The 16,565-nt window shown below is 53.4% G+C and carries 11 protein-coding genes; 5 read left to right on the top strand and 6 right to left on the bottom strand.

The genetic code is table 11. From position 1 onward, the window contains the following. Positions 1 to 199: 199 nt before the first annotated feature. From BEN74_RS04280 to BEN74_RS04300, 5 genes are all read right to left on the bottom strand, one after another. Entirely contained in the window at positions 200 to 2,305 is a 2,106-nt protein-coding gene (locus BEN74_RS04280; RefSeq protein WP_068913108.1) for an SWIM zinc finger family protein, read from the bottom strand. Continuing rightward, entirely contained in the window at positions 2,302 to 3,438 is a 1,137-nt protein-coding gene (locus BEN74_RS04285; RefSeq protein WP_068913110.1) for a VWA domain-containing protein, read from the bottom strand. Before BEN74_RS04285 ends, BEN74_RS04280 begins: the two co-directional genes overlap by 4 nt. Further along, positions 3,435 to 5,972 (bottom strand): DUF5682 family protein, encoded by a 2,538-nt coding sequence (locus BEN74_RS04290; RefSeq protein ID WP_068913112.1) that lies wholly within the window; start codon positions 5,970 to 5,972, stop codon positions 3,435 to 3,437. The genes BEN74_RS04285 and BEN74_RS04290 overlap by 4 nt, the downstream gene beginning before the upstream one ends. A 97-nt stretch (positions 5,973 to 6,069) precedes the next feature. After that, the gene (locus BEN74_RS04295) at positions 6,070 to 7,164 is read right to left on the bottom strand and encodes an ATP-binding protein (protein ID WP_086374302.1); all 1,095 of its coding nucleotides are present in this window, start codon (positions 7,162 to 7,164) and stop codon (positions 6,070 to 6,072) included. After that, positions 7,158 to 10,919 (bottom strand): DUF4132 domain-containing protein, encoded by a 3,762-nt coding sequence (locus BEN74_RS04300; protein ID WP_068913117.1) that lies wholly within the window; start codon positions 10,917 to 10,919, stop codon positions 7,158 to 7,160. Before BEN74_RS04300 ends, BEN74_RS04295 begins: the two co-directional genes overlap by 7 nt. A 277-nt stretch (positions 10,920 to 11,196) precedes the next feature. Between BEN74_RS04300 and BEN74_RS04305 the strand changes: the two genes are divergently transcribed. From BEN74_RS04305 to ruvB, 4 genes are all read left to right on the top strand, one after another. After that, complete coding sequence (locus BEN74_RS04305; RefSeq protein WP_068913119.1) at positions 11,197 to 12,537, top strand: deoxyguanosinetriphosphate triphosphohydrolase; 1,341 nt, start codon at positions 11,197 to 11,199, stop codon at positions 12,535 to 12,537. Next, positions 12,537 to 13,193 (top strand): hypothetical protein, encoded by a 657-nt coding sequence (locus BEN74_RS04310; protein WP_068913121.1) that lies wholly within the window; start codon positions 12,537 to 12,539, stop codon positions 13,191 to 13,193. The genes BEN74_RS04305 and BEN74_RS04310 overlap by 1 nt, the downstream gene beginning before the upstream one ends. Before the next feature lie 15 nt (positions 13,194 to 13,208). Beyond that, entirely contained in the window at positions 13,209 to 13,811 is a 603-nt protein-coding gene (gene ruvA, locus BEN74_RS04315) for a Holliday junction branch migration protein RuvA (RefSeq protein WP_068913122.1), read from the top strand. Between the two features lie 256 nt (positions 13,812 to 14,067). After that, the gene (gene ruvB / locus BEN74_RS04320) at positions 14,068 to 15,069 is read left to right on the top strand and encodes a Holliday junction branch migration DNA helicase RuvB (RefSeq protein ID WP_068913124.1); all 1,002 of its coding nucleotides are present in this window, start codon (positions 14,068 to 14,070) and stop codon (positions 15,067 to 15,069) included. 266 nt (positions 15,070 to 15,335) lie between these two features. Here the strand turns inward: ruvB and BEN74_RS04325 are convergent, their stop codons facing one another. Further along, positions 15,336 to 15,917: a hypothetical protein gene (locus BEN74_RS04325; RefSeq protein WP_068913126.1), complete on the bottom strand. Its 582-nt coding sequence runs from the start codon at positions 15,915 to 15,917 to the stop codon at positions 15,336 to 15,338. A gap of 228 nt (positions 15,918 to 16,145) precedes the next feature. Here BEN74_RS04325 and ybgC point away from each other — a divergent pair, with 228 nt between their 5' ends. Next, complete coding sequence (gene ybgC, locus BEN74_RS04330) at positions 16,146 to 16,556, top strand: tol-pal system-associated acyl-CoA thioesterase (RefSeq protein ID WP_068913128.1); 411 nt, start codon at positions 16,146 to 16,148, stop codon at positions 16,554 to 16,556. Positions 16,557 to 16,565: the final 9 nt, after the last annotated feature.

The raw sequence follows: 16,565 nt of genomic DNA on the forward strand, positions 1-16,565 counted from the left end.
TCTTTAGAACCACGCCACAATGTGACTTTGAAGAGAGCACATATTCTACTGTGAAAAGGAAAAATCAGCTAGATGGGTAAACCCTATTATGTAACCTAATCCTGCAAGAAAATTGCCTGTTTCCCTATTCTTGCGCCTTTTTAGATAAAATCTTGCAAAAATAATCGGCTAGCAGCTTAAATAGCGGCGCAAACCTGCCCTATGCGGCGGCAGGCGCTCCTACCGGAAAGCAAACCTGCATTTTAATTAGGGAATCGCAGAGATAGGCCAAAGCCAAAAGCTGCCGCGGTGCGATCTGCCCCGGCTGCAGTACAGCATCAAGCGCTTTGGCCAGCACGCTCAGCCCGGCATCTTCCGCCAGCTGCAGCTGCGCCTCTAAACAGCTGCGCTGCGAAGCGGTTAAATGCAGGCGCCCTGAACAGCTTAAGGTTTCCAAGACCGCTAAAATAGGCTCACAGACTTTTTGGCTTAAATTCGGCGGCTGCAGCCGCGCTGCAGAATGCTGCTGTTTCTTGGCCAGCAGCTGTTCAATCCGCCCAGCCAAAGCTTCTTTCAGGGTTTTCTTCTTTTCGGCAAGATGATCAAAATCAAAGCTGAAAACCGCACAGCCGGCATCCTGCTTTAAAATTGCGCTGACAGGCGCAAGCACAGCCTGCTGCCCCTGAATGCTGACATGCGCCAATACGCAGTCAATGCTTTGCTCCGATTGGCGGCACAGCTTCTCAAGCTGGCGGATTTTCGGCAGATCCTCGGTTTTCCAATCCAGCCTTAGGCTGATGTCCTGCCCTTGCCGGTCATACAGGCGCCACCAGACGCACTGCTCAATTTCATCAATTTGCGGCGCATCAAAGCGCTCAATCTGCAGCAGAACAGCCGCAGGCAATGGCTGCACATTCTGCAGCCGGGTTTTCCACTCCTGCACTAAAAGCTGCCAGTCGCTGACCGCCTGATGCCTGAGCAGCTTCAAATACTGCTCATGCGTCAAAGGGCTTAAAGGATGGGCAGCGCTGGCGCCTGAAACCGCCAAGCGGCCATCTTCAGCAAAACGGGGAGTTTCCAGGCGGATAATGCCCTGCATCAGCTGCTGCGCCGTCATGCTCCAAAGGCTCATCTGCGACCATGCCCGGTAACGGTCAAAGCCCGGGTCCTGGGCTTCGGCCCGCGCTGCAGTAGCTTCCAGAATTTGCTGTTTTTCCGGCTGCCAGAAATACAAAGTCAGGCCGCGCGCCCCGCCTTGGCTGCGCCACCAGCGCGCGCCTAAAGGATGCAGCTCCAGCTGCTGCAGTTCAGCATCCGCTGCATAGCTTTGCCGGATTTTGCCCCGCAGCTGGATCAGGCGTTCATCCTGACTGTGCCTTAATTGATAGCTGTAGGCAGCCAGCTGGGCAATGCTGATCAGCGCCGCGCCCTCTGAAGCATGTTCATCGCGCTGCGCCAATTGGCGGACTTGGCCGCTCAGCTGGCGCAGCATCGCAGCCAGCCGGGGCAAGCCTTCGCTCTTGGCCGAAATATTCAGCAGATAGAACTGCCGCGCAGTCCACTCCTGCACATGCGACAGCCCTTGCGCCAGCAGCTGCGCTAAATCCTGTTCAAGCTCGGCAATAAACTGCTGTTCACTGGCTGTCAGCGCCGCCGCAGCCTGCAGTTTGGGCAGAATCAAAGCCGGCCAAAGCTTTCCATGCGCCTGATGCAGCGCCAGCAATGCCGCCAGATGCCAAGCCGCCTGGTCTTTTTCAATTTCTGAAAGCATGCCTTGAAAGCCGGCGCCGGCGATGTAAATTATGCCTTCAGGAAAAACCTCCAAGGCAATTTTAAGCCGGCCGCCCGCTATCTCAGTTTGGAGATTTGCCTCATGCGCATAGGCTTGGGCTAATTTAAGCGCTTTTTCACGCTGCGCTTTGCCGATCTGCTTCGCAATCTGCTCCAAATCCAGCTGCAGCACTTCATCCAGCAGGCCGCTGGATGACTGCGCGGCGCTATTCTCCAGCGGCGCTTCGGAACCGGCTGCATCTGCCTGAACAGCCGCATCCGGCTCAGGCAGATGCTTCTGAACGGATAAAACCGCTGCGACAATATGCTTGCAGGCGCCCGCAGCCGGGCAGCTGCAGCCGGCTTGGGACAGGCCTGAAGCCGATAAAACCACCTGCTGCCCGTCACTTTCAATCACAATCTGCAGCTCGGATTGTTCTAAAATCTGGACTTTGCCGGCATCCAGATCTTTTAAAGCGCGGCGGACTAAGCCTGCATTGGCATAGGTCGCCAAGCTGTCCTGATCATAGGCCAAATACTGCTGCTGCCAGCTCATTGCATCACCTCCGCCATCCACTGGGCAAAATGTTCCGGCGTAAGCGCCGCCACCGACATGCCGCGTTCATTCAGCTTTTGCGCCATTTGCATGTCATAAACCGGGTTCGCCTGCTCATCTAAAGCGGCCAGGCCCAGCAGCTTGACCTGCTGGCTGTTTAAGCGGCTCACCGCATTCAGCAGATGGGCCACCGAACCGCCCTCTTCAAAGTCGCTGATTAAAGTGAAAATAGTCCGGCTCGGCTGCGTAATATATTTTTCACAGTAAGCTACGGCTTTGGCGATATCCGTGCCGCCGCCGAGCTGCGCGGTCAGCAGCACCTCAACCGGGTCATGCGCCAGATGCGATAAATCGGCAATATGGGTATCAAACAGCACCAGATGGACTTTTACCGCAGGCAGGCTGGCCAGAATGCTGGCGCAAATTGCGCTGTACATCACCGAGCTCATCATTGAGCCGCTTTGGTCAACGCAAAGCACGACTGTCCACGGCAAATGCCGCTGCACCCGCGCATTGAAAAAAGGCTGCTGAATAATCAGCTTATTCAGGCCGGTATGGTAATGCTTCAAATTCTGCTGAATGGTGCGCCGCCAGTCAAAGTTTTGGCTATTGACAATAACAGAGCGCCGGAAACGGTTGCGGCGCCCCTGAACCGCATGCACAAAATTCGGCTTCAGCCGGGCAACAATCTGCTCGACTACCTGACGGATAATGTCGCGCACAGCTTCGCGGGTTTGCGCATTCATCCGCCCGCGCATGCTCAGCAAGGCTTTGGCCAGCTGCGGCGTCGGCTCCAGGCTGCGCAGGCTTTTTTCGTCTTTCAGCAAGGCGTCCAGCTGATAGCGTTCGACTGCCTGCATCTGAATCCGCTCAAAGGTGCTTTGCGGGAAAAGCTTGCGCGCATTATTCAGCCAGTTGATGGCCGTAAGCTGGGAATTATCCAGCGATCCATGCCGCGGCTGGCCCGCAGCCTGCCCGCGCCGTTCATATTCGCGGTTGTATAAATAGTCCAGTGTGCGCTCCAGGCGCAATTGTTCGCGGTCTAGCTGCACCTGATCGAATGCCCGGTCGCTGTAGCGCCCCAGAATCAGCCGCCAGCGCGCAGCTGAATCGGCATCTTGACGGCTGGTCATGACTGGCCTCCCTGTTCTGCAGCCGCAAGCCAATGCTCAAGCTGCTGTTCCGCGATTAAAAAGTTCAGCTGCTGGTTGAGCTGCACGCCCTGCAGCAGCTGCTCTTGGCTGATTTCACTGCTGTAATGGGCAATCTGCAGGCTGGACACGCCATTGATCTGCGCGATCTGTTCAGCAAACGCCGCGGTTTCTTTGGGCTTGAAATGCGTAAAGGCAAAGCGCAGGTCGGGCAGCAGCGCGACAAATACAGCTTCATCCCATGTTTGCACCAGTTCATTCAGCAAGTCCGCCATTGCCGGATAGCGCAGCAGCAGTTCCGGCGCGCTGTGCATGATGCCTGAAAGGTAATTTACCGCCTGTTCAGGGTCGGCTCCTATGCCAAAACGCTGCTGCAGCCGCTGATGCAGCTCCTGCTCGGTGCAGACGCCGTCCATAAACTGCAGCGCGCTCACGCCGCCCAGCAGCAGGCTGGCCTGCGTCCAGCCCGGCGTTAAGCGCGCAACAGTGCTGTGAAATAAGCTCAAGCCCCCGGCTTCATTTTCCAGCAGATATGCAGTTTGCTTGATCAGGCCATGCAGCTGCAGCAAGTGCTGCAAATATTGGCGCTGCTGCTCAAGCGGCGGAGCGGCCCATTGCGAAACCAAAAATAATGCGCTGGACACAGCCTGCTGCAGCAGCGTTTTTAAAGCCGGCTGCTGCTGGAAAGCCAGAAAGTCTTTTCCAGTCCATAAATACAGCAGCTTTTGCCCGCATTGCAGCACCGAATCCAGATCCGGATCTTCCGGCAAAAACCGTTCCAGCTCGGCAAATAGCACCGGAATCTGCGGCTGCAGCCCCATCAGCGCAGCCCGGATGAGCAGCTGGACAGCCTGATGCGAAGAGCGCCCCAGCCCCTGCTGCGCAAAGTCCTGCTTCAGCCTGAGCAGCTTCTGCAGCGCAATGCCGCTCATTTCGCTGCCGTATTCCGCCAGTTCAATCAAATTCGCTTCGACCTGCGGCGTCCATGCATAGTCCCATTCTTCAAACAGCAAATTCAGCTGCCCGCCGCCAAGAAAATCCGGCCCGCTCAGGCGCTTGGCAAAGTCCAGCTCCAAAAAGTCCAGCAAATGCAGGAACCGGCTGCGCAAGCGGTGCTTCGGATTGCGCAGCACATCCAGCTTGGCCCGCTTGCTGAGTGTTTCCTCCAGCTTAAAGCGGTGGAATTTTGCCAGCTCATACACTTGCGCCAGCAGCGGCGGCGTCTGCGCCGACTGCGCCGCCTGCCCCAATGCCGCCCCGCTGAGCAGCTGATGCAGAACCTGGCGGAAAGCCTGCTGCCCTTCATCCAGGCTTCCCTTAATAAAGCTGCTGAAGCATGCATCAATCACATCAAACCGGCTGAGCTGCGCATGGCCGCGCAGCGCCGCCAAGCCTATAGCCTGCTCACTGGCGGTTTTTACGGTAATAAAGCTGCTGTCCGTGATTTGCTGCTGATGCAGCTGCGCGGAAAATTCAGAAATAAAGTTAACCGCCAAGTGCTGCCGGGCAGCAGCCTCATCCGGCTCATCCTGCAGCAGCTGTTCCCAGCAGCGCTGATAAAATGCCGGAGACGGCATGCCGGAAGCATAGCCGTTCAGTGCATCTAAGCGGTCAAAACTGTAGCGGATCAGCCATGACTGATCGGACTGTTCTCGGCTTTTCAATTGGGCTGTTTTTTTCGGCTTGGGATTCAGCAGCTGATCGGCTAATTCCTCTACCAAAGCCAAAGTGTGAAAGCCGCCCGTGACGATGCACAGCGGCCCTTGCCGGTCTTGGCAGCGCGCCAGAATACCCTGCAGCATGCGCTGTTCACGGATTAAAGACGCTTCCGCCTGCAGCACAGCCGGCTCATAATCCAGCCGCGACATCGCGCACCAGACAAAAACCTCTTCAAAGAAAGCCTGCCATGCCTGCAGCCGCTCACGGGGCTGCAGTTCAAACAGATGCTCCCACAGCTCATCATGATTGCGGCAATGCAGCTTCCGGGCAAGCAGCTGAATATATTGGCTGTGCGCCAAATAGCGCTCCTGCTGCAAAGAGCGGCTTTGCCATGTCTGCTGCGCGCTGGCTTGCTGCTCATGCTCAACCTGGCTGCTCCAGTCCAGATCAATAAATTCAACGCCCGCCTGCAGCGCCGGCGCTTCGCGCAGCGCCACCCATTCCGGCGAATATTCGCAAAACGGGAAATACGCTGTCCGGTACTGCTTAGCGGCCTCAGCCTCCGCTTCCGGCTGTGCTGAATCGGCAGGAACCGGCCGGATTTCAGTCTGGCACAGCACAGCCAAAGGCGGCCGGCTGTCGGCATGCTGCAGGTCTGCAATAAGCCGGTTAAAGGAGCTTGGGCCTTCAATCAGGATATGCGCAGGCTGAATCTCTCGAAGCGCCTGCAATACGGCATAGGCGCATGCAGGGCTGTGATGCCGGACGGGAAAGAAGTAAATCTCCCGCGCCGCCAATTGCTGGATCAGCTGCAGCGCATGCTGCAGGCGTGGCGGCCGCGCCGCAAAATCTGTCATAGTGTTCAGCTGAATACTCTGGGATGAAAAGCCTCATCCAAAATTCAAGAATGCGAGCCGCCGGCGCATAGGCCGGATGCTCAGCCATGATTGCCTGCTACTGCCAGAAGCGCTTGCCTTCTTCAAAAAAGGCTTTCCAGACGGCATCCTGCTTCGCCCGTTCGCGGGCCACATTATCCATATAGAAGCGCACCCGCTTGGCATCATCGGCATTATCCTTAAGGACAACCCCGATCAGCTGCTTGGCGATTGCGGCGCTGCTCAAGGTTTGATCCCCCAGATAATAGCCTTCCAGAGCAGCTGCATGCGCAATATTCACCGCCTCGGCCGTAGACATCACCGCATCCGGGGTCTTGATTGCAGCCCCGTCCTTGGTTGCGCCTTGGCGCAATTCCTGAAAAACCGTGACCAGAAGATCAATGACAGAATCTGCAACCTGAATTTGCGCGGATAAATCTCCCAGCTCATGCTGCAGCTGGCTCAGCACCAGCTCGCGCTCAAACTGGGCATCCGCAATCGGGCGCACCGTTTCAAAGTTGAAGCGGCGCTTTAGGGCCGATGACATTTCATGCACCCCCCGGTCGCGCAAGTTCGCCGTGGCGATAATATTAAAACCGGCTTTGGCATACACCCGGCCGGCTTGGCCTAATTCCGGAATCATCATGGTTTTTTCCGACATCAGCGAAACCAGCACATCCTGAATTTCCGGCGGGCAGCGGGTAATTTCTTCAAAGCGGACGATTTTCCCCTGCTGCATCGCCTGATGAACCGGCGAGGCCACCAGCGATTTTTCACTCGGCCCTTCCGCCAGCAGCAGCGCATAATTCCATGAGTATTTCAAATGGTCTTCGGTCGTGCCGGCAGTACCCTGAACCGTCAGGCCGGAATCGCCGCTGACGGCCGCCGCCAGCAATTCAGACAGCATGGATTTGGCGGTTCCCGGCTCGCCCACCAGCATCAGCCCCTGCTTGCCCAGCAAGGTGACAATGGCGCGGTCAACCAGCGCATCATCGCCATAAAACTTGCGGCTGATGCCTAATTTTTCATCACCCAAAATAAACTGGCGCACAGCGCGCGGCGAACGCAGCCAGCCCTGCGGCCGCACGTTCGCCTGATCATGCTCAGTGAGCAGATTCAGCTCGGCTGCAAAACGCTGTTCTGCGCTTTGGCGGATAATGGCTTGATTTACCATGGTGTTTTTTTCTCCCATTCTGGATCGAAGCCGCGGCAGGCTGCAGCGGCGGCATGATAGTCCGCATAGCATTCCGCAAATAAAATTTTAGGCACATCATTGAGCGCTAAGTCGGCGCGGTTCCATGAGCTTCCTTTGTTCCGGCTGAAGCTGAGGCGGTATAAAGCCGCCGGCATATTTTCTTCCGGCAAATAGCTGCCGCTGAAGCTGATATAAGCAGTCAGCCCTAAGCTGTTAAAGGATTTAGAATAATAGTCAAAAACCCCGCCGTCTTCGGCCTGCCCGCGCTGATAGCCCAGCTTGTTCATCACCCCGCGCAAGGTGAATGTATCGCTCATCCAGCCCAAGCGGTCATCCACCGCATCTTTATCCTGCACATCCAGCTCAGGCAGCAGATGGCTTAATTGCGCAAACAAAGGCTTTACTTTGTAATCTTTCAAATGCTGCTGCCAGTCTTGCTTGGAGGCGCCATCCATCAGGGCGGCATGCGCCAATTGAATCTGGCTGTCTGCAGACAATTCAATTTCATCATCTTCAGCGTTGATCAGGCTGCCGTCTTCAGCCGGGCGGAAAGTATGCACAACCTTGCCATCCGCAATTTCCTGCCAGACTAAGCGCTGAATTAAGCGCTTCATAATTGGATGCTCCGCCAGATACTGCTGCCACTCGGCCACAGCCCAGCGCCGGTTAGCGCACATCGCCTCATATAAGCGGGCTGTCTGCAGATCAAGAATCTGCTTCAACTCCTTCTTAGCGCTGCTGAACTGCTTTTTCGCCTCTTTGGCCAGCTCCTCATCATCGCTTTGACGGGCCGCAGGCAGGGCTTTAATTTCCTTGCCGTCTTCATTTTTCAGCACGAACTTATAGTTTTCATCCAAAGAAACTTTGAAATCCCGCCCGCCATAGCCCAGCGTTAAAATTCCATGCTCATCAAAGCCTGCGGTTGGAATCGTCCGGTCGGCCAGCTCATCATTGCTCCAGCCATTGCGTTCCGCAATCGCCTCAATCAGCCCGCGGGCCTTTTCCTGCACCGAAGCTGTGCGGTAGCGCCGGGCAATGGACAATAAAAACTGAATGATGACCGGGTCATCGCTGTTCGCCAGCGCGGCGATCATGGCTTCAATTTGCGCGCGGCGCTGGTAGTGATCTTTCATATACTGCTGAATGAAATGGACGGCTTTATGCCCCTGCACGCCGCCAGCCAAAGCCAGAATGCCCTTGTCGCCAATCGCTGAGCCTAAATAGCGTGAAAGCGCCTCCCGCTTAATTTCTTCAACAACCTGCTCCAGGGTAATGTGCTCATAGCGCCCATAGTACTCAGGGTATTTCTGCCCATAATTCTTAAATGCATTTTTATAGCCGGCAAGCCGGTTCGGCGCATGCTGATTGGCTTCCTGCAAAGCTTCATCCTGCGACGGATGGCGCGTATCCTGACGGATAAAGCCATCCAGCAGGAATTCGCCCAGCTGCTGCTGGCTGGAAGCGGAAAGCAGGCTCAGATAGCGTTGCAGCAGCGCATTGCCCGCCGGCTCTTTCAGCTTATGCGCCAGCACTGCCCACCAGCGGATAATCTCATCCTCAGCCACTTGGCCATTTTGCCAAGCCAGCTGCGGAAAAGGCTTGTCCAGCAGCCACAGCAGGCTGCTTGGCAGCTTGCCTTTCAGCCCCTTCTGCGCTTCTTTAAGCAGGAAATCTGCAGACAGATAGGCGGAAATATCTTCGCCTAAACGCTCCAAACTGGTCAGCAGGGCGGCTATCACCACTTCCCGCTTTTCTTTCTTCAAGGCCTGATTCAAGGCTGCCACGGCCAGCGGATCGCCCAGCCGGGCCAGCCATTCCGCCGCCACAATGCGGATTTCCTGCTTGCTTGAGCTTAAAGCCTCTTCCGCCCGCAGCCGGATATCACCTAAGCGCTCCAGCAGCAATTGCGCCTGCAGGCGGTGGCTTTTTCCTTCCCCTAATGCCAGTTCCAATAGCCTTGGAATAAACCGCGCAGGCAGCTTCGGGAAATAGCCCAAAATCTTTAAGGCCGCTTCAATATCGTAGCTGGCATAGCTGCCTGTCAGCTGGCTCGGCAATAATCCCAGCGCCTCCGCCAGCAGATCCTGACGCTCTGCATAAAACGGCCAAACATGCTCAGGAACTAAGCGCTCAATCAAATCATCGTAATTCGACTGCAGTAGCATCAGCCCGACAGTTTTATCGGCATTTTCATAGCCGGCCTGCGTCACCGCATCGGCCAGCTGGCGCAGCTCAAGATTCTGATAGCCGTCTGCCTTGAAATAGTCATCCAGAATATACGAGCTCAAATGCAGGCCATCCTGCCGGCGGTGGCTCTGCCCGGATATTTTCAAGAAATGCACCAGATTATATTCCGGCAGCTGATTCAGGTGGTTTTTATAGAAGATCACCTGAGGGTCCAGCCCAGTTTTGCTGTTCGAATCGCCATTGATGATATCTGCATATTCGGCAAGCTTTTTCCCGCCGATATTTTTCAAGCGCTTATAGCTTGCCTGACGCCAGCTGCTGTTCCAGTCGCGGGTTTTATTGTCTTCCTGTTCCTGCTCGGCATCGGCCTGCGCTTTTTCCAGCACCGCCTGATAGTTTTCCTGCAGCAGCGCATTGACCGATGCCGGCAGCTTCTGAAAAACAATCGGCTCAAATGCTGGAATGGCAAACTCCTCATCGTCCTTCGCATGGTCTAAAGACGCCAAACGGGCCAATGCCTGCTCCACGGCCTGAATCACCGCCTTGCTTTTTTCCTGCACTAAGGCCGCCTGCAGAACAGGCTTCGCCGCCAGGCCGGAACGCGCCAGCAGCTCGGCTGCGCCGGTTTTCTCTTTCGCAATGCCATGCTGCAGCTTTTCCGCCAAGAGTTCCTGCACATCTTCTTGTTTTAAATTAGGCAAGAGGGACTGCGCAATCAGGCGGGCTTTTTTACTGCCCTGCAAGGCGCAGCCGATGACTAAGCCCGGAAAATGCTGCGTCACTGCAGGCGTGCGCTCCAAATAGTTCAGCAAATTATGCTGCCCGTTGGCCGAAAGCTGCAAATACAGGCCTGCAAAAGCATCACGGTGCGACAGAATATAGGCTTCAAAATCCGGCAGGCGGTAGAATAAGTCTAAATTGCTCCACGAATATTCATACAGATTGGCGCGGTCAAACAGCAGGTTAAGCACCAATGTTCCATCTAAATGCTCGCTTTGCAGCATATCGTGCAAAGCCTGCACCGTCCAATGCTTGCGGAACTGCATGTTTTTATTGAGCGCGCTGTCTCCCAGGCTGCTGTGCAGGCCATCCACCATGAAATATTCAAACCAGCTCGGCACTTGCGCGCTCAGCGCGGTATAGTTTTGCCCGCGCGTTAAAGCCGCCAAAAATTTGCCGTAGCGGACTGCCTGTTCAGGCGTTAAATCCTGCCCTAAATGCTGGTAAAAATTCACCCGCGCATTTTTCGATTGATTCGCCAGCTTCTTATTGCCCTGAATTAAAGACTGGCTGCCCGGCTGCGGGCGCCACCAGTTCAAGGTTCCAGGCTGATTCAGCAAAATCGCGGCGTCATCATCTGTTCTCGACTGCAGCGCCAGCAAAATACCGGCATGTTCGCCAGTTAAAATATACGCCGCCAGCTGCTCCGGATAATCGGCATTGAGCGCCTTTAATGGATTTACAATGTTATAAAGCAGATCTGCAATTATTTTTTGTTCTTTCTGTTCCGCACCCATACCTAATGTCGTTAATAACCGTTCAAACATGCGCTTACCCTAATTATCTTTTCATTCATTTAAAATAATACTGACCGTCAATTTGTATCACGAACTGATCATGAAAGTTATTATAAATTGGTCTGTTATGAAAAACCTGCCACAGCGGAGCCTACGCGACAAATATTGACGCCCAAGTGGATGGCAGGCAAATAAACTGAGAAAACTTCCCGTGTTACATTCAAGCTGTCAAATCATGTCGCAGGGCCCTAGTGCCGGCCCGGCTTTTTTGGCATGATGCTTTCAGTAAACCACTGAATAATGATAAATGAATCAAATGCGTTGGCTAGAGCTGCTTTCGACAGTTCGCATTGGCAGTAAAAAACAGAGTTCTGAACAGGCGCGCAGCCCATTTCATAAAGACTATGACCGCATCATTTTTTCGCAAAGCTTCCGCCAGCTGAACCGGAAAACCCAAGTCCATCCGCTGACGCAGCATGACGGCATCCATACCCGCCTGACGCACTCTCTGGAAGTGTCCTGCATTGGCCGCTCGCTCGGCATGCTGGCGGCCGAAAAAATCAAGGATCAGCTCCCGGTTTGGATTTCTCCGGCAGATGTCGGCGCCATTATTCAGGCAGCCTGTCTGGCGCATGACATTGGCAACCCGCCTTTTGGCCACGCCGGCGAATACGCCATCCGCGAATGGTTTGATGATGCCTCGCATACTGACTTCCTGAAGAACCTCAGCCCGGAACAGGAAGCCGATGTGCGCCAGTTTGAGGGCAATGCGCAAGGCCTGCGCCTGCTGACTAAAATTGACTATCATCCGAATGACGGCGGCATGCGCCTGACTTACGCAACCTTAGGGGCTTACTTAAAGTACCCTTGGCTGTCTAAAACCATTGCATCGCAGGGCAACCTGCCGGCCAGCAAGCGCCCTAAATTCGGCTGCTATCAGGCGGAAAAAGACATTCTGCGGCAGATTGCAGAACAGCTGGGCCTAATCCAGCTGGGCGATTACCACTACTGCCGCCATCCGCTGACTTACCTGCTCGAAGCGGCCGATGATATGTGCTACGCCCTGATTGATCTGGAAGACGGCATTATTTTAAACATGCTGCAGTATGAAGAAGTGGAGCCGATCTTTTTAGAGCTGATTGCGGATTACGGCGTTCCCGCTGAACTGTCGATGCGCAGCACCACATGGCAGCAGAAAATCGCCGCTTTGCGCGGCCGCGCCATGAAGCGCCTGGTCGATGAAGTCACCAGCGCTTTCGCCAAGCATCATTTTGAAATTCTGTCCGGCCAGCTGCAAGGCTCGCTGCTGCAGTACTGCACGCCGGATATAGAAGCAGGCATCAACCGCGCCAAAGCGCTGGCGCGCGACAAAATTTTCGAGCATCCGCACAAAGCCGGCTTGGAAATTATTGCCCATCAGAGCCTGCAGAATATTTTAGATGCCTTTATTCCGCTGACCACGCCGCATAAAACCCTAAGCTTTAAGGAACAGCGCCTGATTGCTATTTTAAACCGTTCCGGCGCGGACTTTAATCACGACCATTACAGCAATATTATGCAGGTGCTGGATATTATTTCGAAATTTTCAGACCATCAGGCGTACAATTTGGCGCAGGAACTGCAAGGCAACAAGGCTGGCTTTTTCTGATGAAAAGGTTTGTGGATGAGGGCATCACCTGGCATACGTTCAGCCATCTGCCGATTTCAGTGCAGTGCCCTTTCTGCAAAAAGCAGGCTGTGGTTTTTCAGCAGAAAATTGCCGGTGAGCATCATGAGCGCCCTGTTTTCAGCTGCATGCACTGCTGCAAACACTTTGATCAGGCCGCTCAGCGGGAAAACAGCTTAGGCTATTTTTCAGGGGTTTATTTGGAGATTGATGAAGCCTGCGCCTGCAGGCAGGGAAAATATAAATTTCATCAGTATTATCCCAAGCGAAGCTTTGTTCCGCCGTTTGTCCAGCTGCAATGCAGTTTTTGCCCTGCGCAGAAACGCATTGACCCGCAAAGCTTTCAGCTCCGCCAAGCCTCTGGCGGTGAAATAAATACAGATCCTTATTTTGGCTATCGCCTATATTTAACCACGGCAGTCAGAAACGGGCTGATTTTTGCCTATAACCCTGAGCAGCTGAGCTGCCTAAAAGCGTATATTTCTGCCGACTTAAGGCAGCGGACTTATCTTAATGCCAATAAAGCTTATTTCAGCCGCCTTCCCGCCTGGGTAAAATCTGCGCAGAACCGCAAAGAAATCCTCAAGGCTATTTTGCGTTTAGAGCAAATGGCAGCTAAGATTCAACCCTCAACATAGAAGTGAATAATATCAATGATCGGATGTCTTATTGGCGAAGTGCTTGCGCTTGAAGTGCCTACAGTGCTGCTGAATGTGAATGGCGTAGGCTATGAAGTGGATACGCCGCTGTCTACATTCTGCCAGTTGCAGAAAGGTCAGAAAGTCACTTTATGGACGCATTTGGCGGTGCGTGAAGACGCGCAGCTGCTGTACGGCTTTTTCCATGCACAGGAAAAAACCATTTTCCGCACGCTGCTGAAAGTCAACGGCGTTGGCCCGAAAATGGCGCTAGCGATTATGTCAACCTTAAGCGTCGATATGCTGATTCACACCGTAGAGCATGAAGACCTGAATACGCTGGTGCGAGTTCCCGGCGTTGGCAAAAAAACCGCCGAACGCCTTATGATTGAACTGCGTGACCGCTTTAAAGCCATGAGCACAGGCGCCGCGCCAAGCAACTCCACCGCTGAGCAAATCCAGTTTACCGGAAACTCTGCCGTTGCCGAAGCTGAAGCAGCGCTGCAGTCTTTAGGCTACAAGCCGGCCGAGGCGCAAAAGCTGATTAATGCTGTCAAAGCGGACTATACCGAAGCCAGCGACATCATCCGCGCTGCATTAAAGTCGATGAATAAATAATTCAAAAGCAAATGATCTAGCCCTAATTTAAATATACGATGGCGGCATGAATGCCGCCTGTCAGATTGGAATATAGGGACATATCCTCAATCCAGCAAAAGATTTCCTTGCGGACTTTAAGATATATTTTAAAGTGCTCATTTTGATCTTTTAAAAGTAAGGCAAAGCCTACACAATGGCAGCTGAACACAAATTATGATTTGAGGCTGTGCATGCAGCATCAAAATGCCCTGCTCAAGAGATTAGTTAAATACTTATGCAAGACCGTCTCATCAGTGGTTCCGAAAAACCCGAAGACCACTTTGACCGCGCCATCCGGCCCGCCACGCTTGAAGACTACATCGGCCAGCCCGTTGTGCGCGAGCAGATGGAAATCTTTATCGGCGCCGCCCGCGGCCGCGCTGAAGCGCTGGATCACACCCTGATTTTCGGCCCTCCCGGCCTGGGCAAAACTACGCTGGCCAATATTATTGCGCGTGAAATGGGCGGCAATTTAAAGTCCACATCCGGCCCGGTGCTGGAACGCGCAGGCGACTTGGCAGCCATGCTGACCAACCTTGAAGAAGGCGATGTGCTGTTTATTGATGAAATTCACCGCCTTTCCCCGGTTATTGAAGAAATTCTTTACCCGGCCATGGAAGACTACCAGCTGGATATCATGATTGGCGAAGGCCCCGCTGCCCGCTCGATTAAACTGGATTTGCCGCCATTCACCTTGGTGGCCGCCACTACCCGCGCCGGCCTGCTGACTTCTCCGCTGCGCGACCGCTTCGGCATTGTGCAGCGTCTGGAATTTTATTCGGTGGCTGACCTGACGCATATTGTTTCGCGCTCAGCCAATTTGATGGATGTGCCGATTACCGATGAAGGCTCGCGTGAAGTCGCGCGCCGTTCCCGCGGCACGCCGCGCATTGCCAACCGCCTGCTGCGCCGGGTGCGCGACTATGCGCAGGTGAAAGGCACCGGTGAAGTCACTCAGGACATGGCGCAGCGCGCTTTGGATATGCTGAATGTCGATAAAGACGGCTTAGACACGCTGGACCGGCGCTATTTAAGCATGCTGCTGGAGCGTTTTGACGGCGGCCCTGCCGGTGTAGAGGCTTTGGCCGCTGCAATGGCGGAAGATTCAGGCACTTTGGAAGATGTGATTGAGCCGTATTTGATTCAGCAAGGCTATGTGATGCGCACGGCGCGCGGCCGGATTGCCACCAATATGGCGTATTTGCAGTTTGGCATGACGCCGCCTGAGCCGAAGTGATTGGTTATTAAGAGTAGCTCACTTACTGTGAGCTACATCATTTAAGGAAAATCCTATATGAATCCAACATTTGAATCAGAAATAATAGAAAAGTGAAATTAATATTGAAAGTTCCTTCTCCCTTTGGGAGAAGGTTAGGATGAGGGAATTTTTTTAATAAAATCCTCTCCCTAGCCCTCTCCTTAAAAAGGAGAGGGAATTCCCATTGTGAATTAAATATTGTTTAAAAAATGACTTATGAAAGAAGTCTATTATTGACTTAATACTCACAACTTAGAAATCACCCGCACATTTTCCACCAGCATCAGCTCGCATGCGCCATTGCCGGTATCTTCACGACTTAAAGAACTGCGCCATGTCCAGCCATCCTGAGACTTCGCTTCCACCAGCTGGCCTGTTAAATAAATCAGATCATCCTGATCAATATCATTCAGCTGCTGCGCCACCGCTTTTGTTGCCGGAATTAAATGCGTATTGGCGCTATGCGTCTGAATTTCATCAACCGGAATCGGCGGCGCATTTTCATAGCGCCAATAATACCAGCGGCTGCTCTGCCTAATGGAAAGCTGCCGATACACTTGCGGATCGGCCATTTTTCCCCAGCCCAAAGCGAAATCCACCGGGCTGAGTTCCGCCTCGCGCCCAACACTGTAATTTTCCCTAGATAAAACGCGGAATTCACCCGCGTAAGGCGCCAAGCTAGTCAAGGTATAGCCCTGAAACTGATGAACGCCGCCGGCAGACCGGTAATCAGGCGCATCGGCAATGCCCCGCTCCGCTTTCGGCCAATAAGACCATAATGCAAACCCTGCAGCTAAAATCAGCAGCCATTTGAAATAACAGTTCATTTTGCGCTCCCCCTAAGCCTGCAGACAGTTTAGCTGCGCTGCGGCAGATTGCACAGCATCTCCTTTCAGATTTGAAACCTTGTGCCATTGGCCTCAACACTCAGGATGCTAAACTGCCTTCGTTACAGCGCTTAAGCTTCAGCAAAAAGCTGCCGGTTTCTAAAATGCACGGGCCTTGCTAAGCAAAAAGCGATACCTCAAAAACTGCAGCAAAAACGGAACACACTCATGGCGAATAAATTCGAGTTCAATATTCGTGTCTATATTGAAGATACCGATGCGGGCGGCATTGTTTACCACGCTAACCACATCCGCTTCATGGAGCGCGCTCGTACTGAATGGCTTCGCGCATCAGGCATCAGCCACTACTGGCATCAGAAAGACTACAACTTTGTTGTGCATAAAATAAATGTGAAATATTCGCGTCCTATACTCATGGATGACCTGATTACTGTTACTGCAAGTGTAGTTTCGTGTAAAGCTACGTCATTTGTATTGCAACAAAATATTTATCGTGGTGAAATCATGCTTGCATCCGGCGAAGTCGAATTGGCATGCATCAGTGTAGACGGCATGCGTCCAACCCGGCTTCCCGAAGAAATACGCAAACTGATTCTCATTGAATTGGGACAAGATTAAAAAAATTAA

Source organism: Acinetobacter sp. WCHAc010034, from assembly GCF_001696615.3.
Taxonomy (GTDB): Bacteria; Pseudomonadota; Gammaproteobacteria; order Pseudomonadales; family Moraxellaceae; genus Acinetobacter.